This is a genomic window from Pelagibacterium lentulum, assembly GCF_003992625.1.
GTDB classification, from domain to species: domain Bacteria; phylum Pseudomonadota; class Alphaproteobacteria; order Rhizobiales; family Devosiaceae; genus Pelagibacterium; species Pelagibacterium lentulum.
Map to the genome: position 1 here is coordinate 71,878 of NZ_RZMW01000022.1, position 18,502 is coordinate 90,379.

Annotated in this window: 21 protein-coding genes; 11 read left to right on the top strand and 10 right to left on the bottom strand. The window is 57.9% G+C overall.

All coding sequences use genetic code 11. From position 1 onward, the window contains the following. Window positions 1–111: 111 nt before the first annotated feature. The 4 genes from EO133_RS06870 to EO133_RS06885 form a co-directional block, all read right to left on the bottom strand. The gene (locus EO133_RS06870) at window positions 112–3,207 is read right to left on the bottom strand and encodes an efflux RND transporter permease subunit (protein ID WP_127071917.1); all 3,096 of its coding nucleotides are present in this window, start codon (window positions 3,205–3,207) and stop codon (window positions 112–114) included. Then, a complete protein-coding gene (locus EO133_RS06875; RefSeq protein ID WP_127071918.1) occupies window positions 3,204–4,595 on the bottom strand; it encodes an efflux RND transporter periplasmic adaptor subunit in 1,392 nt (463 codons plus the stop codon). The genes EO133_RS06870 and EO133_RS06875 overlap by 4 nt, the downstream gene beginning before the upstream one ends. Further along, window positions 4,588–5,229, bottom strand: coding sequence for a TetR/AcrR family transcriptional regulator (locus EO133_RS06880; protein WP_206513472.1), 642 nt, complete (start codon window positions 5,227–5,229; stop codon window positions 4,588–4,590). Before EO133_RS06880 ends, EO133_RS06875 begins: the two co-directional genes overlap by 8 nt. Before the next feature lie 282 nt (window positions 5,230–5,511). Further along, window positions 5,512–6,162 (bottom strand): TetR/AcrR family transcriptional regulator, encoded by a 651-nt coding sequence (locus EO133_RS06885; protein ID WP_244640851.1) that lies wholly within the window; start codon window positions 6,160–6,162, stop codon window positions 5,512–5,514. Between the two features lie 412 nt (window positions 6,163–6,574). Here EO133_RS06885 and EO133_RS06890 point away from each other — a divergent pair, with 412 nt between their 5' ends. The 5 genes from EO133_RS06890 (at window position 6,575) to bfr (ending at window position 8,961) form a co-directional block, all read left to right on the top strand. After that, window positions 6,575–7,243 (top strand): DUF599 domain-containing protein, encoded by a 669-nt coding sequence (locus tag EO133_RS06890; protein ID WP_127071920.1) that lies wholly within the window; start codon window positions 6,575–6,577, stop codon window positions 7,241–7,243. Between the two features lie 19 nt (window positions 7,244–7,262). Then, window positions 7,263–7,808: a lysozyme inhibitor LprI family protein gene (locus EO133_RS06895; RefSeq protein WP_206513473.1), complete on the top strand. Its 546-nt coding sequence runs from the start codon at window positions 7,263–7,265 to the stop codon at window positions 7,806–7,808. Between the two features lie 65 nt (window positions 7,809–7,873). Then, window positions 7,874–8,095 carry a DUF3329 domain-containing protein gene (locus EO133_RS06900; protein ID WP_127071921.1) on the top strand — a complete coding sequence of 74 codons (222 nt, stop codon included), beginning with the start codon at window positions 7,874–7,876 and terminating at the stop codon, window positions 8,093–8,095. A gap of 100 nt (window positions 8,096–8,195) precedes the next feature. Continuing rightward, window positions 8,196–8,510, top strand: a complete 315-nt coding sequence (locus EO133_RS20895; protein WP_127071922.1) for a (2Fe-2S)-binding protein — start codon at window positions 8,196–8,198, stop codon at window positions 8,508–8,510. After that, the gene (gene bfr / locus EO133_RS06910; RefSeq protein ID WP_127071923.1) at window positions 8,476–8,961 is read left to right on the top strand and encodes a bacterioferritin; all 486 of its coding nucleotides are present in this window, start codon (window positions 8,476–8,478) and stop codon (window positions 8,959–8,961) included. The genes EO133_RS20895 and bfr overlap by 35 nt, the downstream gene beginning before the upstream one ends. 62 nt (window positions 8,962–9,023) lie before the next feature. On the opposite strand, the gene EO133_RS06915 is transcribed toward bfr, so the two are convergent. Then, entirely contained in the window at window positions 9,024–10,058 is a 1,035-nt protein-coding gene (locus tag EO133_RS06915) for an NAD(P)H-binding protein (RefSeq protein ID WP_127071924.1), read from the bottom strand. 103 nt (window positions 10,059–10,161) lie between these two features. Between EO133_RS06915 and EO133_RS06920 the strand changes: the two genes are divergently transcribed. Continuing rightward, window positions 10,162–11,064, top strand: coding sequence for a LysR family transcriptional regulator (locus EO133_RS06920; RefSeq protein WP_127071925.1), 903 nt, complete (start codon window positions 10,162–10,164; stop codon window positions 11,062–11,064). Between the two features lie 6 nt (window positions 11,065–11,070). On the opposite strand, the gene EO133_RS06925 is transcribed toward EO133_RS06920, so the two are convergent. Genes EO133_RS06925 through EO133_RS06945 form a run of 5 tightly spaced genes read right to left on the bottom strand, consistent with a single transcriptional unit; the run spans window position 11,071 to window position 12,913 of the window. Beyond that, complete coding sequence (locus EO133_RS06925) at window positions 11,071–11,484, bottom strand: DUF1801 domain-containing protein (RefSeq protein WP_127071926.1); 414 nt, start codon at window positions 11,482–11,484, stop codon at window positions 11,071–11,073. Between the two features lie 3 nt (window positions 11,485–11,487). Next, window positions 11,488–11,910 carry a DUF1801 domain-containing protein gene (locus EO133_RS06930; RefSeq protein ID WP_127071927.1) on the bottom strand — a complete coding sequence of 141 codons (423 nt, stop codon included), beginning with the start codon at window positions 11,908–11,910 and terminating at the stop codon, window positions 11,488–11,490. A gap of 3 nt (window positions 11,911–11,913) precedes the next feature. After that, window positions 11,914–12,141 carry a hypothetical protein gene (locus EO133_RS06935; RefSeq protein ID WP_127071928.1) on the bottom strand — a complete coding sequence of 76 codons (228 nt, stop codon included), beginning with the start codon at window positions 12,139–12,141 and terminating at the stop codon, window positions 11,914–11,916. Between the two features lie 23 nt (window positions 12,142–12,164). Then, a complete protein-coding gene (locus EO133_RS06940) occupies window positions 12,165–12,593 on the bottom strand; it encodes an SRPBCC family protein (RefSeq protein WP_127071929.1) in 429 nt (142 codons plus the stop codon). After that, the gene (locus tag EO133_RS06945; protein WP_127071930.1) at window positions 12,590–12,913 is read right to left on the bottom strand and encodes an ArsR/SmtB family transcription factor; all 324 of its coding nucleotides are present in this window, start codon (window positions 12,911–12,913) and stop codon (window positions 12,590–12,592) included. Before EO133_RS06945 ends, EO133_RS06940 begins: the two co-directional genes overlap by 4 nt. A gap of 343 nt (window positions 12,914–13,256) precedes the next feature. Between EO133_RS06945 and EO133_RS06950 the strand changes: the two genes are divergently transcribed. From EO133_RS06950 to EO133_RS06970, 5 genes are all read left to right on the top strand, one after another. Continuing rightward, window positions 13,257–14,345, top strand: coding sequence for a polyamine ABC transporter substrate-binding protein (locus EO133_RS06950; RefSeq protein WP_127071931.1), 1,089 nt, complete (start codon window positions 13,257–13,259; stop codon window positions 14,343–14,345). Window positions 14,346–14,436: 91 nt separating this feature from the next. Then, the gene (locus tag EO133_RS06955) at window positions 14,437–15,576 is read left to right on the top strand and encodes an ABC transporter ATP-binding protein (RefSeq protein ID WP_127071932.1); all 1,140 of its coding nucleotides are present in this window, start codon (window positions 14,437–14,439) and stop codon (window positions 15,574–15,576) included. Continuing rightward, entirely contained in the window at window positions 15,573–16,529 is a 957-nt protein-coding gene (locus tag EO133_RS06960) for an ABC transporter permease subunit (protein WP_127071933.1), read from the top strand. Before EO133_RS06955 ends, EO133_RS06960 begins: the two co-directional genes overlap by 4 nt. Then, entirely contained in the window at window positions 16,526–17,326 is an 801-nt protein-coding gene (locus EO133_RS06965) for an ABC transporter permease subunit (RefSeq protein ID WP_127071934.1), read from the top strand. The genes EO133_RS06960 and EO133_RS06965 overlap by 4 nt, the downstream gene beginning before the upstream one ends. Next, complete coding sequence (locus tag EO133_RS06970) at window positions 17,323–18,501, top strand: pyridoxal phosphate-dependent aminotransferase (protein ID WP_127071935.1); 1,179 nt, start codon at window positions 17,323–17,325, stop codon at window positions 18,499–18,501. Before EO133_RS06965 ends, EO133_RS06970 begins: the two co-directional genes overlap by 4 nt. Window position 18,502: the final 1 nt, after the last annotated feature.

Here is an 18,502-nt window from a genome sequence, read left to right on the forward strand (position 1 = left end):
GCAAGCAAAGATGATTGCACGCCCCCGCAACCAATTATTTCAAGGACTTAACCAAGATGGCGGTTAGGTCCTTTTCCTTTATTGAATGCCAAAAGCAAAGCCGCGGCGAAGTCAGACGGGAGCCAGAGATGGCTGTTCCTTACGTCCGATAACGCGTAGGTCGTCGAGAATGACGTAAAGCGCGGGCACAAGAATCAGCACAAGCAGCGTTGCGGCCAGCAGGCCAAAAGCAAGCGAGGCAACCAGCGGCACAAGCACCTGAGCCTGCAGGCTTGTTTCAAAAAGCAGAGGAACGAGCCCTGCAACCGTCGTGGCCGTTGTAACGAAAATCGCGCGGAAGCGCTCAAGCGAGGCTTGGGTCGCTGCTTCGATGACAGAGCGCCCCTGATCGAGATGGCTCCGCATGAAGACCACAAGCAGAATGGCATTGTTCACCACGATCCCTGCCAGCGACACAAAGCCAACAACGCTGGGCATCGACATATCGAGACCCATCAACCAGTGGCCAACGAGTACGCCGGTCAAGGCGAGCGGGATCGAAAGCATGACGATGAGCGGTTCGACGTAAGAGCGGAACTGAAAGCTCAGAATCATGAACATGGCGATCAGCCCGATGACAAAAACCCGCTGCATCGATCCGGCCGTTTCGGCCTGGCTTTGTGCCTGACCGGCAAGCGTCATTGTGATGTCCGGGAAGCGCTCGGAAAGCACAGGGCTGAACTGGTCGACAACCAGCGTAATCAATTCATTGGCATTGACAATTGCAGGGTCGATGTCGCCCGAAATGGTGACGGTTCTCATGCCGTCAACCCGTGGGATCAATGCCATGTCCCGCGAATAGGAAATGTACGCAACAGCGCTGAGCGGCACGCGGCGCCCATCATCGGTCAAAAGTCCGAAATCGTCGATCTGGCCCAGGTCAGCACGCCAATCGGCGCTGTGGCGTACATCGATCCGCACGGTCTCGCTGCCGATCCGCACCTCATCGGCCGTCAGACCATAAAGGCCTGCGCGCAGCTGGGTGGCGATACTCGTTGCATCCAATCCTAGCCGTCCTGCGCCGTCCCTTAAGGTCAGTTGAATTTCGGGCGTGCCCCGATGCAAATCGGTCGTTACATCGGATACGCCGATGTAACCCGTAATGAGATCGCTCAACGCAATCCCGGCCGTTTGGAGCTGATCGAGATCGTTCCCGGCAAGACGGATTTCGATGGGACGGCCAGCCGGTCCGATTGCAGGTTCGGAAAAGGTGAGCGATACGATGTCGGTCAATACGCCAACATCCTGGCGCCAGAGTTGCAAAATCTCATTTACACGAGCCGTGCGGTCTTCGGAGGGCACAAGATCGGCCTTTATGGTCGCCAGATGCGGTCCGCGATCAGAGAAATTGGCATTGCGGGAAAAGTCGACGGCGATGTTTCTCACAATCGTGTAGCCGCCCGCGCCCAGCGCATCATCGGTGCGCTCAAGGGCTGCGATGATTTTTGCAACGGTTTCCTCAGTGCGGTGCAGCGGGGTGCCGGGCGTCATCATCAGTCGGGCCTCGATAATGTCTCCTTCCAGATCGGGGAACGCCTGGAATTTGAGCGTGCCACCCGCGAGAAGCGATATCGCGGCGAGAAAGCACAGTCCCGTCAAGCCGAGCGTGAGGTAGCGCCAGGACACAGCGAGCCGAACGATGTTGCCAACGACCCGATCCCGAAAAGCATCGAATGCTGCATCAAGACGCTGCCTGATGGGATGCGGCGCCGCCGTGTCGAGGGCGCGGGCGGTGAAAAAAGGCAAGACCAGAAAGGACACGACGAGGCTGACACTGAGCACAATCAGCAAAACAACCGGCATGACGCGCAACACGCGTCCGATATCGCCTTCCAGAAAGGCAAGGGGGGCGAAAATGGCAACCGATGTCAGAAACGAGGCAAGCACGGCACCCGAAACCTCTTTCACGCCGCGGTTAGCCGCTTCGATTATGTTCAATCCTGCGGATGCGTGTCGGGCAATATTTTCATTTATCACAACGGCGGAGTCGATCAGCAGGCCGATGGCGATCAACAGCCCCACGGTCGTCAGCAGATTGAGGTCATAGCCCACCACCGACATCAAAAAGACAGCGCCGAGCAGCGAAAGCGGGAGCGCAAGCGCCACCATCAATGAAAAGCGCAGCGAAAAGAATGCCCAAAGAACTAAACAGACGAGGCCAAAGCCTTGCAGCGCGTTGATCGTCAAGAGGCCCAAGCGCTCGGAGATCACCGATGTCATGTCATTGGTAAGGGACAGACTAGCGGTTGCCGGCAACCGCAAGCGCTCCGTTTCGATAAAATACTCGACCTCGGCAAAGACATTGAGCGCATCGGCCTCCGAGTTGCGTAACAGATTGAGTACCGCTGCGCGCTGACCGTTAAACAGGCTGCGGATCTCTGGCTCGACGAAATTTTCGGTGATCGTTGCAATGTCACCGAGACGGATCGCCCCCCCTGCGGCCGTCTCGCGCACCACCATACGTTCAAGTTCGGACACGCTGCGACTGCGTGCCCCGACACGCAGCGCAATGTTGCGTTCGCTGGTTTCGATGGTGCCTGCGGGCAATTCAATATTCTGGCGCCTGATCGCCTGGGCGATCATGCCCGCCGTGAGCCCATATCGCTCAAGATCGATGCTGTTCAATGCGATGTCGAACCGGCGGTCTGAAAATCCTGAAATTGAAACTTCGGCAATTCCGGGTATGCGCAGAATACGCGCGCGCATATCCTCGGCCAGCGATTTGAGAGCCGTTTCGCTCATGGTGCCGGAAACGGCAATGGAAACGAGGGGCTTGGAAACATCGAGCTGGCGGACGATTGGGTCTTCGACGGTATCAGGAAAGGTCGCGATAGCATCGATCTGGGTCTTCACATCAGTCAGAAGCCGACTGACATCATGGCCAAAGGCAACCTCGATGCGGGCGATGCCCACATTGGCGCGGGCAGTGCAGTGCAATTGGTCGATACCTGATACCGCATCCAACGCATCTTCGATGGCGACGCAGATGGTCTCTTCCACTTCCGCCGCGTTTGCGCCGGGATAGGCGGCGGAAATTTCCACCCGATCAGCGAGAAAATCAGGAAAGGTGTCGCGCTGCAATCCGGGCAGGGCCATCAATCCCGAAACCACCAACCCCAGAGCGAGGAGAAACGCAGCGGTTGGATGGGCGGCAAAAAAGCGGATCATGGCCTTGCCCCCGCCGCATAGGCACTCATGCGCTCGGCCAGAACGGCATCTTGCAGGGGCACAATTATCATGCCTTCAATCGCAATGGGCAGCGCGCTGACGACGACGTGCTCACCAGATTCCAGTCCGGCTGAAATAACCGCGGCATTGCCCGCAAAGCCTTCGGTTTGAACCACTCGGTGGCGCAGCCGATCGTCTTCGTCCAGCACATAAAGACCCCAATTGCCGTCAGTGCCGCGTCCCAGCGCCTCGCGGGGTACGATATACCGATCGGGCTGAACAGGGCCAGTAATCAGCACATCCACAAACATGCCCGAGATCAGGGGTGGCCTTTTGTTCAACTCGGCCTGCCGTATCGGATCATCGACCGATACGACTATGCTTGCCATGCGGGTTTGGGGATCAAGGGCGAAGCTCAGCCGGTCAACGCGCGCAGGCCAGCTTGCCTGCAATGAAGCAATGTTTAGCCGCACCTCCGCGGTCAGGCCGATAGATCGCGGTAACGCGTCAATGTCACTGGCGGAAAGGGTGAAGGCTTCAGTGATATCAATGTCCTCGCCAATCAGCCCGCGCATCTGATCGGGGGAAACCGGCACGGCAATTTCAACGCGCGCGATGTCATCGGCGAGGACCAGTTCCTGTCCGGCTCCGGCAAATTGCCCCTGCTCCGCTCCTACAGACGCGATGCGTCCGTCAAACGGCATACTGATGACTGTGTGATCGAGATTGCGCCGGGCCTCTGCCAATTGAGCTTCGGCGATGGCTTGTTCGGCCTGCTGAGTTCGGCGCTGGACCGGTAACATCGCAAGGGCATTTTCAATTTCCTGAACCTGCGCGCGGCGCTCAAGAACCGCGGCTTCCGTCTGATCCACAGCCGATTGGCTGGCCGCGTCCCGCCCCTGGAGTTCTCGCCTGCGCGCCAGTTCGGTTTCGGCCAACGCGAGTCCCCGGCTTGCAATGGCAAGGTTTGCCTCAAGGCTGGTTTTCCGGGTTTCGAGTTCGGCAAGCTGTGCTTGGGCGCCCGCAATTCCCGCCTGCGCACGGGCCAGACCAAGTTCATAATCCGTTGTATCCATCCGCAGGATCTCCGTACCCATGTCGATGAGATGACCTGCGCGCAGGTCCGGATGGATCCATGCAATTTCGGCTGAGACCTGCGAGATTGCGCGCCATGTGCGCGCCGGTGTTACCGTTCCCGACGCCATGAGCAGCGGCGTATAGCTTTGCGGCTCCATGACAAGCACCCGCGCGGCAGTCACTGCTTCGCCACGGTCGGTTTGAGCTGGCGCCGAGCGCATCGACGCACTCTGGGCGACAAAAGCGAGTCCGGCTACCAGCGGTAATATCACGAGCGCAATACGGCCCGCGAAAACAACGGCCCTATTCATCGATCTTGTCCAGATTGATCAACATGCCACGAAGCATGGTTTGCACATGTTGATGCAGGAGATCTTCAAAAGGGATAGGCTCGGCCCCGATGGGCTCCATGATTTCGTGCCAGAGAAAACCGAGCATGACCGGGCCGGCCAATTGCACTGCAAAAAGCCTCGGTTCGCCACTCCGAACCCTGCCACTGTGCTGGGCGGCAGCGATCAGGCCGGTAAAGATGCTCAGCATTGGATTGACCACTTCATTGTGCCAATGCAGGGCCAGCGCAGGAAAGTTGCGGCTTTCGCCAATGACAATCTTGGCCACGGCGCCAACCTGAGACGCTTTGAGAACCTGGCCTAGCAGTCGTGGGAGCATTTCCATCAATTGAACGAAATCGGCATCACCGGAGTGGGCCAGATCGCGAACCATCGCGACATTGGGGGCGATGGATTTTGTGACCACAGCACGGAACAGGTCTTCCTTGCTGGAAAAATGCAGATAGATCGACCCTTTGCTGACCCCAGCACGCTCGGCGATGTCATCAAGCCTGGCCTGCGCAAAGCCATGGTCCGCAAAAACATCCAATGCAGCTTCGATGATCTCACCCGGCCTTGCATCCTTACGGCGACGGAACTTCGGCTTGTCAATCACAATGCGTTCCTTAATTACTGACTGGTCAGTAATATAGACTGACGGCGCTGGTTTGTCCAGCGGGAGATTGAGGCAGCCGAACTTCCCCCGATCAGGTTGCCAAGCAAATCGTTGTTCCCTCGCGTGGGCATTCAAATGCCGCTGAGCCGAGCCACAGCGAAATCCGGCGCGTATCGAGGCGGTTTAGACACTAGACAAGAATTTTTCCGCCATTGAAGACAGCCAGGCGCGATGATGCCATCGCCCACAATCAGTGCTCTCAGAGATGGCGAGCGACCTGTCTTACGCGATCCGGTTGGGGGTATGAGCCGCAAGAAACACCCGCACGGCCTCTTTGGCAAGGCGCTGCATATCGGCGTCGCTCGGCAAACCTGCATCGCCCAGGAGCATGGCACGGTTGACAGGATGGGCCATGAAAAGCCAATTAAAATTCGTTGCCGCGACTGTGGCATCGGGACAAAGCAGCAAGCCCTTGGCCTCCAACCGTTTGAAAACCGCTGCCAATACGGTGATCGCGCGCTCCGGTCCCCGCTCATAAAGAATGCGCGCCAACTCCGGAAACCGTCCAAGTTCGCCGATCACAAGGCGACGCAGTTGCATCAGCTCAGGCGTCAACGCGACCGAAAGCTGCCTATAGGCATATTCAAACAGATATCGTTCCATGGCCTCCGTGCTGTCCGGCTCGGCTGGAGCCGTATGCACTTTCTGGTCTGCCTCGACCATCATCGCCGTCACCACATCGACAAACAGCGCTTCCTTGCTTCCAAAATTCTTGTAAATGGTTTGTTTGGATACACCCGCCCGAACAGCGATCTCATCCATATTGGCACCCAAAAAGCCGGACTTCAGAAACACTTCGGTAGCCGCTGCCACCACGCGCAAACGCTTGCGGCCAGAGTTCGAGCCTGGCGCTTTTCTTGGCTCAACCTGCATGAGATCTCCTTTCGCCTCGCCAGTCATACTGACCAGTCTAGTTTGGTGCAAGTTAGGGGCGGATGGTCCGGCACTTGGCGCTTCGCTTTTGTTTTGTCTCACGGGACGCACCGCTACGGGGCATGACGCTCGTTGCTATGCCCTTCACTGCGCCTGCGACGGCACGGCGCCATGAGGGCGTCGGCTCCTCGGCTTCGCCTAGTCGGGACGGGCAATTCCAGTGCCATCATGCGTTCAAGGTATCGATAACCGACATACCCGATCGCGCCCGCAGACTTAACCCGCGGGTCTTGCGATACCCCTCAAGCGACGCAAAGCCTGATCGCAACGAAAAATCGGATCGCAAGCCAGCTTGTTAATGCTATCGTGCCAAAATCGGCCATTAGCGCAAATCACTGCAAGACAAGATGCGATGAACCTTTTTGCCCTCTTTGCTTCCCTGCTGCCTCTTCTCGCCCTGTTCGGGTACAGCCTGGCCGCCTCGATTCTGGACCGGAGCAGACCGTCGCTTTCCGCGCTGATGAACGAGCAGCGTTTCAATTGGGTAACCCAGGCCTGCCACCGCGAAAGCCCTATGGATGCAATTCTTTCGGGCAATATCATGAGTTCGGTCTCATTTTTCGCCTCCACCACCGCGCTTTTAATCCTGGCGCTCTTTACCGTGATCGGGCAATTGCCGAATTTTGCGCCCGCCCTATCCGCGATCGCCTTTGGCGAAACCTATTCCGAGACTGACTTCCAGATACACAACGTCGCCATGTTGGTGCTTTTCGTTTCCGCCTTTCTCAGCTTCACGCTGTCGCTGCGCCAGTTCAATCATTTCTGCATCCTAATCGGCGCATCCGACCATACGATCACCACCCCGCCAGAAGAAATCCGCACCATCGCCCGCATCAACGCTATGGCCGCCCAGAGCTTCAATGCCGGCATCAGGGCCTATTATTTTGCCATTCCCATGGTGGCGTGGTTTGTTTCATCCTGGGCCGCGATAATCGTTACAGCGATAACGATTTTCTTTCTGCTGCACCGCGAATATTTTTCTGAAGCACGCTGGCTGGTCAGCCGGATCACGCCGCATTGACACAATGGAAGCCCCTGCCATGCACAAGAAAGTCGTTTCAGCGCTTATAATAGCCATGCTCGCCAGCCCTGCCATCGCGCAGCAAGCGGATCAGGACGTGACCGGATTTTCATCCGCTGACCGGCAGGCCATGGAACAATGCACCAATCACGCAAGGCTTGTCGAAAGCCAGACCCAAGCGCTGAACGACGCCGGTCAGGCGGTGCCCGAGGACATGCCCCGCAGCCTTGCCGACTGCATCGGGGTGGCCTCCAATATCTGCCAGGAACAGCCCGGAGGCGCCTCCACTATCGGGATTGTCGATTGCCTTGCGCGCGAAACCGCATGGTGGGATGGGCTGCTCAATAGCCATTATCAGGATTTGCTGGCCACCAACGATCCCGAACCAGCCGACGGCCTGCGCAAGGCCCAAAGAGCTTGGATGGCCTTCCGCGATGCCGATTGCGCCTTCCAGTATAGCGTCTGGGGGGAGGGCTCGATGCGCTCGATCGCCGGCGCAAGCTGCACACTGGACCATACGGCCCGTCGCGCGATCGATCTTGAAGCGCTGCTTGCCACCCATTGACCCCCGCCCTTGCGCCCTGCCCCGCCCCGTGGCAAAAGCGCGGGACCGCAAGGAGATTACGATACGTGAGCAACGACATTAATCATCCCTGGCTGCAACCGCTTTGGCGGCGGGTCTTGATCGTGGCCATTTGCGCCGCCATTGCGCTCTGGGATATTTCCCGCGGCGATTTCGGCTGGGCGCTGATCTTTGGCGGCATGGCCGCTTACGGCATCTACATATTCTTCATCGCCTGGAACAAGAACGAGACGGCGGAAAAGCCGGACGAGGACGCCGACCCCAAATAGGCATTGCGGCGCCGACTGCGACAAACCTGACATTGACAATCACATTATCATGCGTATGTATGAGGCAGTTTTTCGCCGCACAGCATGAGTTTTGCCGCGTATGCTTGTTTGCCAATGCAACATGATCTCAACCAGGGATATTGAGGATATCGTCCTTTCGATCCTCGATGAGGACCCTTGGCAGCTTGTTGTTCCCGCACGCATCTATCGCGAGTTGGGAAAACGCGGACAATGTGCGGGCTGCGTGCCAAACCTTGTGGACATTATCCAAAAGGTCACAGAGAATTATCACCTCAGGCTTGCCGGGAACGCTGAAAACCTTATTGACGTTAGAGTAAGGGTAAAGGCACTGCGCAAGTCCACGCGCAAAGGAGGCGATAATGAAGGGCGACACAAAAATCATCGAGCGGCTTAACGAGGCTCTTTTCCTTGAGCTTGGCGCGGTCAACCAATATTGGGTACATTTCCGCCTGCTCGACGACTGGGGCTATAAGCGCCTGGCTGCCAAAGAGCGTGCGGAATCGATCGAGGAAATGCAGCACGCCGACAAGTTGATCGAGCGGATAATTTTCCTTGAAGGCCACCCTAACCTGCAGCGTGTTGCACCCCTGCGCATCGGTCAGACCATCAAGGAAGTGCTCGAAGCCGATCTCGCCGGTGAGTACGACGCGCGCGAAAATTACAAGAAGTCTCGCGAAATCTGCAACGAGCTTGGCGATTATGTCACCATGAAGCTGTTTGAAGAGCTTCTGGCCGACGAAGAAGGTCATATCGATTTTCTCGAAACCGAACTCGATCTCCTCAGCAAGCTCGGCGACCAACAATACGGCCTGCTCAACGCAAAGCCCGCCGACGAAGCCGAATAAGACCCATTTGGTTCACGATTTTTCAATGCCCCCTGCCATCACCGGCAAGGGGCATTTTTGTTTCAGGTGGTAGCGTGTCCGGATGAGGATGCACCAGCTTCTTCACGGCTGCCGATCATCAAGGATCCGGGCATGGACGTGGCCTTGAGGCATCCCATATCGATGAGGCTGTCGCGGATCGCGTCGTCGAGCGGAGTGCGTGGCTCCGAACCAATCAGCTTTTCCAGCCGGCCATTGTCGAAACGCCCCGGATATCGCCATACCGGGGCAATTTCGGCCACCTCGCGCGGAAAACCGCCAAAGGGCGCCATAAGGGTCATCAACCACCAGGGGAAGCGATAGACCGGCAATTTTCTCCCCACCACCCGACCGATGGCATCAATCAAGGCTGTGCCGCTTTCATCATAAAACCCTTCAAAACCGAGCCGTTCGAACGGCTGCAAACGATCGGGCGCTTCAAGCAAGCGGGCAATAGCCTCAGTCAGATCGGGCAGGTAAGCCCAGCTATGGCCGCCGCCCCGCGCCGGATTGATGATGCGGGTCAGAGGCTTGCCCGGCGTAACCATGCCTTGGGCAAACCAGCTCGACCCAACGCCAGGGCCGAAGAAATCTCCTGCCCGCACGATCAGCGCGGGCACATCCGGCGCCGCCTGTTCGAGGCGCTGTTCCAGCGCAACACGGATTTTACCCTTGCGGCTTTTGGCCTGCTGGGGCGTATCCGCGCTAATCACCGGGGTCTTTGCAACATCGTAATTATAGATCGTGCCCGGCAAGACGACCCGCGCGCCACCAGCAGCGCGCGCCGCTGCGATCGTGTTGTCGATCATGGGCAGAACCAGCTTGTCCCAGTTTTTGTATTTGGGCGGGTTGACCCCATGGACGATGACTGAAGCCCCGTGCGCTGCCGAAATGACATCGGCGCGCTTCAGGGCATCGCCAGCCACCCACTCGATCTGCGCAATGCCTTTGCGCCGGGCGGCAGTCACATCGCGTGCCAAGCCACGCACATGCCAGCCCCTACCGACCAAAGCCCTAGCTATGCTACCGCCGACACCGCCGGTGGCGCCGAGCACCAGTGCCGTCCTTGTCGCTTCCATTACCGATACTCCTCATCGTGAAACAATTTCGATGAGGCAAATCTGGCCTCCGCGCGCTTAAAAAGGAATTGCAAATAATCTGTCAGAAGCTAGTAATAATTTTATGAGCAAGGACATTTCGTGGGACGATCAGCGCATCTTTCTGGCCGTGCTTGAAGAGGGAAGCCTCTCGGCGGCGGCGCGCAGGCTCGGTCTCTCGCACCCGACGGTGCGCACCCGCCTCGAAATGCTTGAGGAGCGGCTGGGTACCGTGCTGTTTACCCGGTCCGTCAACGGGCTGAAACCCACCGAGACAGGACACTCCCTGCGCGACCCGGCCCGCGCGATGGCCATGGCGTCCGACCTTTTTATCCGGCAGGCCTCGGCCCCGAGCGGGGAAATCGCCGGAACGGTGCGGATCAGCGTGCCCGAACTCATGGGCGTTGAAATCATCCCGCATATGCTTGCAAAGCTGCGCCGCGACCACCCCGCAATCCGCATCGAGATGGCGCTGAGCAATCTGCCGGCGGACCTGCTGGCCCAGGAGGTCGATCTGGCGGTCAGAACCGTAACCCCGAAGCAAGAAGCTCTGGTTGCCCGAAAGGTGGCATCAATCCCCTTGGGATTTTTCGCTGCCCCTGACTATATCGCGCGCAAAGGCCGCCCCATCGATCTTGAGGATCTCGTCAATCACGATGTGATCGGGCCCGACAAAAGTCGGCCCGATCTCGCCTATGCGGAAAGGCTGGGAAGCGGCTTCGCACGCGAGAAATTCGTCTTGCGTACCGATAGCCATCCTGCCCATATTGCCGCCGCGCGCGCGGGGTTAGGCATTGCAGCGACACAAGTGCCGCTGGGAGAACGCGATCCCCTGCTGGTGCGTGTTCTTCCCGAACTGGAGATCGGCCTGCTCGATACCTGGATTGTGACCCATGAAAATCTTGCGCGCGTGCCGCGTGTGCGCGCCGTTTTCGACGGGTTTGTCGCCGCGTTCCGGGAATATGCTACAGGCAAAATCCGGCCCTGAGACTGTTCAGGTATCGGTACTCGTCTTTGGTCTCGCGCTCTTTTTTGCCTTGGCCGCAGCCTTCTCGCGGTTAAAAGCCACCGCGCGGCGGACCAGCGCGGTCAGGGCGGCCTCATCGAGGCTGTCGCCTTGATGAAGATCGATCGCACGCCAGACCTTGCCGCCGAACCCGTTATTGAACAGCCCAGCCGGATCGGCAAGGCTTGCGCCCTGGGAAAAGGTGAGCTTGACCTTGTCCTTATGGGCGTTGCCGACCACGAGGTTTCCCGCACAGCACCAGACGGGACTGCCCATCCACTTCCACTCTTCGGTGATTTCGGCGTCGGCCGCCAAAATGGCCTTGCGCAATCTGGCCAACGCGTCTCCACGCCAATCGCCAAGTCCATCGATCAAGGCATCGATCTGCTGGGATGGCGTCATGGCCTACATCCGCTCGCCGGGCAATTGACTGGCCTGTCTGACCCAATCGGCGAACTGCGCCTCGTCAAGCGTGTCATCCTCATGGATATGAAAATACCGGATCGCCTCATATTTGGATTTTTCCCTTGGTACAGGCTTGAGCAAAGCGCCTTGGAAGAAGGTGACTTTTATGTAGCGGGTGAAACAGTGATAGCTCAAAAACCAGCTATCCTCTGCAATCCCGTAAAAGGGCGAGTTCCATTTGACCGCCTTTTTGACGCCCGGCACCGTCTTTTCGATGATGGTATCAAGTTTATGACCCACCGCGCTTTTCCAGCCCGGCATGGCCGCAATATAGGCCTTGACCGGCCCATCGCCATAGCCCTTTGCGATCTGCGGGTTGCCGCCCGAAAGCAGCACCGGCTCCGTTGATGATTTCCCAGCCATCTCCTACTCCGTCGCGCGTAGATTGCGACCGCCGCGCCACCTTGTGACATAGGGCTGCACGAACAGATATAGCCCGGTAAACAGCAACAAAAACAGCGGCAAAAGTGGCGAATAGACCACCAGCGCCGGCGGCTCTCCAAAGGCCATCGCAACGAAATTTGCGATAACAGTCAAGGTGAAAACAACAGCAACAAAACGATGCGCCCGGCGCAAAACGGTGCCTGCATTCATGCTTGAAACTCCACTACCCACGGTTAGTCCAGCCGCTCGAGCACCTTCTCGAGATTGTCGAAATGCAGCTTCCAACCATGCTGTGCGCCGCCAAAAGCCTGCTTTTGTTCGGGACGGAAACCCACCTGCTCCATGCGCAGATGTGTGCCCTGGCCAGTTTGCGTCAGGGTAAAGGTCACGACGCTTTCCAGTGCAAAAGCCGGGTCCGCATGCTCGTGGTTCCAAGTGTAGGAAAGGCTCCGTTGCTGCTCGATCTCAAGCACCTGACACGTTACCCCGCCCCAATCGCCCTTGAGAAAAAACCGGTGCCCAAGCTCGGGTTTGAAATCGGTGTTCATGAGCCACTCGGAAATAAGATGCGGCTGGGTCAGAGCGCGCCAGAGTTTTTCGGGCGGATAGGGAAATTCCCGCTCGATTGTGACGGTGCGTGTTTCATTAAACGGTGCGTTCATTGGTCCATCCTTTTCAACAAATCTTCCAAAGCGTCGAACCGGCTCTCCCAGAATGCCGTCATTTCGCTGGTCCAGTCGACAAGCGGAGCCAGTGCCTGAAATTGCGCGCTGTAATGAGTCTGCCGACCGTCGCGCCGGTCGGCGACAAGCCCGGCCTGCTTGAGAATGCCGAGATGCTTTGAAACGACAGGCTGGGACACGCCCGCTTTCGTCGTCAACATGCCGACAGTCTTTTCGCCCTCCCTGCAGAGATTTTCAAAAATCGCGCGCCGGGTCGGGTCGGCCAGTGCCCTGAAAAGCATATCCTGCATCTGCCGCATCTCAATCCATACCCAAATGACTATGAATTAACTCATAGCCAATAAGCTATGGATCGGTCAAGCCCTGAATCGCCCAGTGTTGATGCGGTACGACAATGACAAAAAAACTGCGCGAACAGGTGGGCTTGCAGCAGTTTTTTCTTTTCACTGTCACGCGTTGGCTGTAATGCGGAAATCGACCTTTTTATGCCTAGCGGTCGGGTTCGTGCGCGGGGTTCCCCGTACTCGATTGGTGAAGCGGCGAAGGGAGTGCCAAGCGATTCAAGCGACACTTCCGAAGAATCGCGCGGAAAATCGCCAACACCTTTTTTTCACATCTGTCTGGAGAAAGGACCCCTCCATCATGGCCAAGCCCATCATGCTTGCTCTCGCTGCCACGCTGGTTTCCGGCACGGCTCTCGCACAGGATCAGGTTGTCAACGTTTACAACTGGTCCGACTATATCGCCGAAGACACCATCGCCAAATTCGAGGCAGAAACCGGCATTCGCGTCAATTACGACGTATTCGATTCCAATGAAATCGTCGAAGCCAAGCTGCTTGCCGGCAATTCCGGCTATGACGTTGTTGTTCCCTCGGGCTTTTTCCTTGAGCGCCAGATCGAGGTGGGATTGTTCCAGCCGCTCAACAAGTCGCTTTTGCCCAACCTTTCCAATCTCGATCCCGAAATCAACGAAATCGTTGCCGAGCACGATCCGGGCAATGAATATGCCGTGACCTATATGTGGGGCACCACCGGGCTCGGCTACAATGTCGGCGCGATCACCGAACGGCTGGGCGAAGACGGCCCGCTCGAAAGCTGGGATCTGCTGTTTGATCCCGAAATCGCGGCCCAACTGACAGATTGCGGCATTGCCGTGCTCGACGCGCCGGTGGAGATGGTCGCCGCAGCGCTCAACTATCTTGGCCGCGACCCCAATTCCGAAGCCCAGGACGATCTCGACGCGGCAGAAGAACTGATCGGCCAGATCCGCCCCTATATCCGCTATTTCCACTCGTCCCAATACATCACCGATCTTGCCAATGGCGATATCTGCCTTGCCGTCGGCTATTCGGGCGACGTCTTTATCGCTGCCGACCGGGCAGCCGAAGCCGATCGGGGCGTGGAAGTGGCCTATATCATCCCGGACGAAGGCGCGAGCCTGTGGTTCGACATGATGGCGATCCCCTCCGATGCGCCCAATGTCGAGGCTGCGCACGCCTTCATCAATTTCATTCTCGAGCCTGAAATTGCCGCCGACATCACCAACTATGTCTGGTACGCCAATCCCAACGCGGCCTCGATGGAGTTTGTGGACCCCGAAATTGCAGCAGACCCGGCGATCTTCCCCACCGAGGAAGTTATGGACAACCTGTTTGCATTGAAGGCCAAGTCGCCGCAATTCGACCGCTTGATGACGCGGAGCTGGACCCGTATCAAGACCGGCCAGTAATCGGCCTCTTCAAGACGATCGGAAATTGACTTCACGTGCAGGGCATTGTCATGATGCCCTGCCAGACCTGCTTGGGCTTGGGAACAAAGCATTGAAAAAGCCGCAAATCGCCGCCGACACGCGCCCCTGGCGCGACGTGGACGCCAAACCGTTTGTGCGTATCGCCAATGTCACAAAGACATTTGGCGATGTTTACGCCGTCGATGACGTCTCGCTCGATATCTATAAGGGCGAGCTCTTTTGCCTGCTCGGTGGATCGGGTTCGGGCAAATCGACCCTGTTGCGGATGCTGGCCGGGTTCGAGACCATAACCTCGGGCACCATCGAGATCGACGGACAAGACATGGCCAATGTGCCGCCCTACGAGCGGCCGGTGAACATGATGTTCCAGTCCTACGCGCTTTTCCCCCATATGAGCGTGGAAAACAACATCGCCTATGGTCTCAAGCGCGAAGGCCTGCCCAAAGGCGAAATCGCCGACCGGGTGGCCGAACTTTTGAAACTGACCCGTCTGGAAAATTTCAAAGCCCGTAAACCCCATCAGCTTTCGGGCGGACAGCGCCAGCGCGTGGCACTCGCCCGCGCGCTCGCAAAGCGCCCCAAACTTTTGCTGCTCGATGAGCCTTTGGGCGCGCTCGATAAAAAACTGCGCGAAGACACCCAATACGAGTTGGTCAAAATTCAGGAGACCCTTGGCGTGACCTTTGTGGTCGTCACCCACGACCAGGAAGAGGCCATGAGCCTTGCCACCCGCATTGGCGTGATGACCGATGGCAAGATTGCCCAGATCGGCGAACCCCAGGAAATCTATGAATTTCCCAATTCGCGCTTCGTTGCCGGGTTCGTGGGCTCAGTCAATATGTTCGAGGGCACCGTGACCGAAGACGAGGACGACCATATCCGCATCGCTTCCCAGGAAGCGGGGTGCGACATCTATGTCGGCCACGGTGTCGATTGCGCGCCCGAACAGATCCTCTGGTATGCGGTACGGCCCGAAAAAATGGTGCTCTCGCGCGAGCGGCCCGAGGGCGATGCCAATATCACCCACGGTTTTGTGCAGGACGTTGCCTATCTAGGCGATATGTCGGTGTTCCGCATCCTGCTCGATAGCGGCAAGCGGGTACATGTGACCCAGACAAATTCATCCCGCTATGACCCCGACGCCATTAGCTGGGACGAAAAGGTCTATATTTCTTGGGCGTCCGACGCCGGTGCGGTGCTGACGTCATGAGCACGGGCGTCGTCCAGCCCCGCCCCGGTCGCATCTGGGGCTTTATCGCCAATGCGCTTAGGCGCATGGGCCTGTCGGGCCGCACGGCAATCATTCTTGCGCCGACGCTCTGGCTGGTGATCTTTTTTCTGATCCCGCTAATCGTGGTTTTCAAGATCGCCCTGAGCGCCTTTGCCATGGGACGACCGCCCTATCTGCCCATGTTTGAATGGGGCGCCGATGAATCGCTGACCATAACGCTGCACTTTTCAAACTTCCTGTTTCTCGTGCGCGACAGCCTTTACGCCAATGCCTATATCAACTCGGTCAGGATCGCAGCGATCTCGACCATAATCGCCTTGGTGATTGCCTATCCCATGGCTTGGTTTATCGCCCGATCCGAGGAAAAGCACCGCAATCTGCTGCTCATGCTGGTGATCCTGCCTTTCTGGACCTCGTTTCTTTTACGCGTTTATGCCTGGATGGGCTTTTTGGGGCGCAACGGGATCATCAACAATACGCTGATGGGGTTAGGGATCATCGATGAGCCGCTCGTCATGCTCCAGACCGAAGGGGCTGTGTTTGTCGGTATCGTTTATACCTACCTGCCCTTCATGGTGCTGCCCCTTTATACCGCCCTGGTCAAGCTCGACCAGAGCCTGATCGAGGCCTCGGCCGATCTTGGTGCCAGACCCTTCGTCACGTTCCTGACCGTCATCCTGCCGCTGTCGCTGCCCGGCATCATCGCCGGCTCGATGCTGGTCTTTATCCCGGCCATCGGGGAATTCGTCATTCCATCGCTCTTGGGCGGAGCCGACACACTGATGATCGGGCGCGTGCTCTGGGACGAATTCTTTGCCAATCGCGACTGGCCGGTGGCTTCCGCAGTTGCCATCGTGATGCTGATCATTCTGATCATACCCATCATGCTCCTCTCCATTGCCCAGAATGCAGTTGTGGAGAAGAACCAATGAGGCGCGGGCTGGCACTGCCCATCATCGCGGTTTTGGGCTTTGCATTCCTTTATGCGCCCATCATTTCGCTGGTGGTGTTTTCGTTCAATGAAAGCAGACTCGTAACCGTCTGGACCGGCTTTTCATTGCAATGGTACGCGGCATTGTTCCAGGATTCCCAGATCGTTTCGGCAGCGATCCTGAGCCTTCAGATCGCCGCGACCAGCGCCACCATCGCGACCGTGCTGGGCACGCTGGCCGGGCTGGCGCTGACCCGGCTGGGCCGGTTCCGCGGCAAGACGGCCTTGACCGGCATGGTATCTGCTCCGCTGGTCATGCCGGAAGTCATCACTGGGCTTTCGCTGCTCCTGCTATTCGTTGCCATGGAAGCGACGTTCGGCTGGCCGTCCGGGCGCGGCTTCACAACCATCGTTCTGGCGCACACGACCTTTTGTATGGCCTATGTGACCGTGGTCGTCCGCTCGCGGCTGATCGATATGGATCGTTCGCTTGATGAGGCGGCAATGGACCTTGGCGCCACACCCTTGCGAGTCTTTTTCGATATCACCCTGCCGATCATTTCCCCCGCCCTGATCTCAGGCTGGCTTCTGGCCTTTACGCTCTCGCTCGACGATCTTGTGATCGCGAGCTTTGTATCGGGGCCAGGATCGTCCACCCTGCCCATGGTGATCTTTTCTAAAATCCGCCTCGGTGTTTCTCCCGACGTCAACGCGCTGGCAACGATCATCATCGTCGTTGTGGCGATCGGCGTTGCCGGAGCGACATGGTTCGGAATGCGCAAACCTAAAAACCGATGACCGATATGTTCCCACCGCACGAGCGCGCTACGATCTCGACCCTGGCGGCATCCCGCATCCGCGAGATCGCCAATGCCGGGATGGGGCGCAGCGATGTTGCTGCCTTCTGGTTCGGTGAAAGCGATCTGCCGACGCCAGAATTCATCATTGAGGCTGCCCGCAACGCGCTGGCGGAACAGAAAACCTTCTATACGCAAAACCTTGGGCGGCCCGATCTGCGCGCGGCCATCGCCGCCTATAGCACGCAATTGCACGGCACCGGGATCGACATGGAGCGCATAGGGGTGACCGGCTCAGGTGTCTCCGCGCTCATGCTTGCGGCGCAGCTTGTTGTCAGCCCCGCTGACAGGGTAATGGTCGTCACACCCATCTGGCCCAATATCGCAGAAATACCCAAAATTCTCGGCGCCCAGGTTGAACGCTTCCCCCTAACAATTGCCAATGATCGCTGGACGCTCGACCTTGAGGCGCTGATCGCAAGACTGACACCCGACATCAAGATGCTGGTCATCAATGCGCCCAACAATCCGACCGGATTTACGCTCGATGCGCAAAGCCAGAAGGCCTTGCTCGAACATTGCCGCAAGCTCGGTATCTGGGTGCTTTCCGATGAAGTTTACGAGCGGCTGGTGTTCGATGGGGCAAAAGCCGCGCCATCCATGCTTGCCCATGCCGAACCGGAAGACCGTCTCATCGTGGTCAACTCCTTTTCCAAGACATGGCGCATGACCGGTTGGCGGATCGGCTGGCTGACCTTGCCTGCCCAGCTTATGCCAGCGCTTGAAAAGATCGTTGAATACAACACCTCTTGCGTGCCGGGCTTTGTGCAGGACGGTGCGCTGGCCGCCCTGACCCAGCCCGAAGGCGAAGACGAAGTTTCCGCCTTGCGTGCAGGACTTGAGGCCTCGCGACGCCTGCTGCTTGATGGCCTTGCATCGACCAACCGGATCGCCGTACCGGAGACCGGCGGCGCCATGTACGGCTTTTTCAGGATCGATGGCTTTGACGACGATATGGCGCTGGCGCGCGCTCTGGTCGCAGAGGCCGGCCTGGGCCTGGCTCCAGGCAGCGCATTCGGCCCCGAAGGGGCGGGCTGGCTGCGTTGGTGTTTTGCTGCGCAGCCGGAAAAAATCGCGGATGGGCTGGAAAGGCTGAACAGATTTCTTGCACGCTGAA

Excerpts from the sequence above, each read along its gene's own strand:
- EO133_RS06935 (WP_127071928.1), bottom strand. The coding sequence starts at position 12,141 with ATGAATGCAGGCACCGTTTTGCGCCGGGCGCATCGTTTTGTTGCTGTT.
- EO133_RS06870 (WP_127071917.1), bottom strand. The coding sequence starts at position 3,207 with ATGATCCGCTTTTTTGCCGCCCATCCAACCGCTGCGTTTCTCCTCGCT.
- EO133_RS20895 (WP_127071922.1), top strand. The coding sequence starts at position 8,196 with ATGCTTGTTTGCCAATGCAACATGATCTCAACCAGGGATATTGAGGAT.
- EO133_RS06960 (WP_127071933.1), top strand. The coding sequence starts at position 15,573 with ATGAGCACGGGCGTCGTCCAGCCCCGCCCCGGTCGCATCTGGGGCTTT.
- EO133_RS06945 (WP_127071930.1), bottom strand. The coding sequence starts at position 12,913 with ATGCGGCAGATGCAGGATATGCTTTTCAGGGCACTGGCCGACCCGACC.
- bfr (WP_127071923.1), top strand. The coding sequence starts at position 8,476 with ATGAAGGGCGACACAAAAATCATCGAGCGGCTTAACGAGGCTCTTTTC.
- EO133_RS06890 (WP_127071920.1), top strand. The coding sequence starts at position 6,575 with ATGAACCTTTTTGCCCTCTTTGCTTCCCTGCTGCCTCTTCTCGCCCTG.
- EO133_RS06950 (WP_127071931.1), top strand. The coding sequence starts at position 13,257 with ATGGCCAAGCCCATCATGCTTGCTCTCGCTGCCACGCTGGTTTCCGGC.
- EO133_RS06970 (WP_127071935.1), top strand. The coding sequence starts at position 17,323 with ATGACCGATATGTTCCCACCGCACGAGCGCGCTACGATCTCGACCCTG.
- EO133_RS06875 (WP_127071918.1), bottom strand. The coding sequence starts at position 4,595 with ATGAATAGGGCCGTTGTTTTCGCGGGCCGTATTGCGCTCGTGATATTA.
- EO133_RS06915 (WP_127071924.1), bottom strand. The coding sequence starts at position 10,058 with ATGGAAGCGACAAGGACGGCACTGGTGCTCGGCGCCACCGGCGGTGTC.
- EO133_RS06940 (WP_127071929.1), bottom strand. The coding sequence starts at position 12,593 with ATGAACGCACCGTTTAATGAAACACGCACCGTCACAATCGAGCGGGAA.
- EO133_RS06965 (WP_127071934.1), top strand. The coding sequence starts at position 16,526 with ATGAGGCGCGGGCTGGCACTGCCCATCATCGCGGTTTTGGGCTTTGCA.
- EO133_RS06895 (WP_206513473.1), top strand. The coding sequence starts at position 7,263 with ATGCACAAGAAAGTCGTTTCAGCGCTTATAATAGCCATGCTCGCCAGC.
- EO133_RS06920 (WP_127071925.1), top strand. The coding sequence starts at position 10,162 with ATGAGCAAGGACATTTCGTGGGACGATCAGCGCATCTTTCTGGCCGTG.
- EO133_RS06925 (WP_127071926.1), bottom strand. The coding sequence starts at position 11,484 with ATGACGCCATCCCAGCAGATCGATGCCTTGATCGATGGACTTGGCGAT.
- EO133_RS06885 (WP_244640851.1), bottom strand. The coding sequence starts at position 6,162 with ATGCAGGTTGAGCCAAGAAAAGCGCCAGGCTCGAACTCTGGCCGCAAG.
- EO133_RS06930 (WP_127071927.1), bottom strand. The coding sequence starts at position 11,910 with ATGGCTGGGAAATCATCAACGGAGCCGGTGCTGCTTTCGGGCGGCAAC.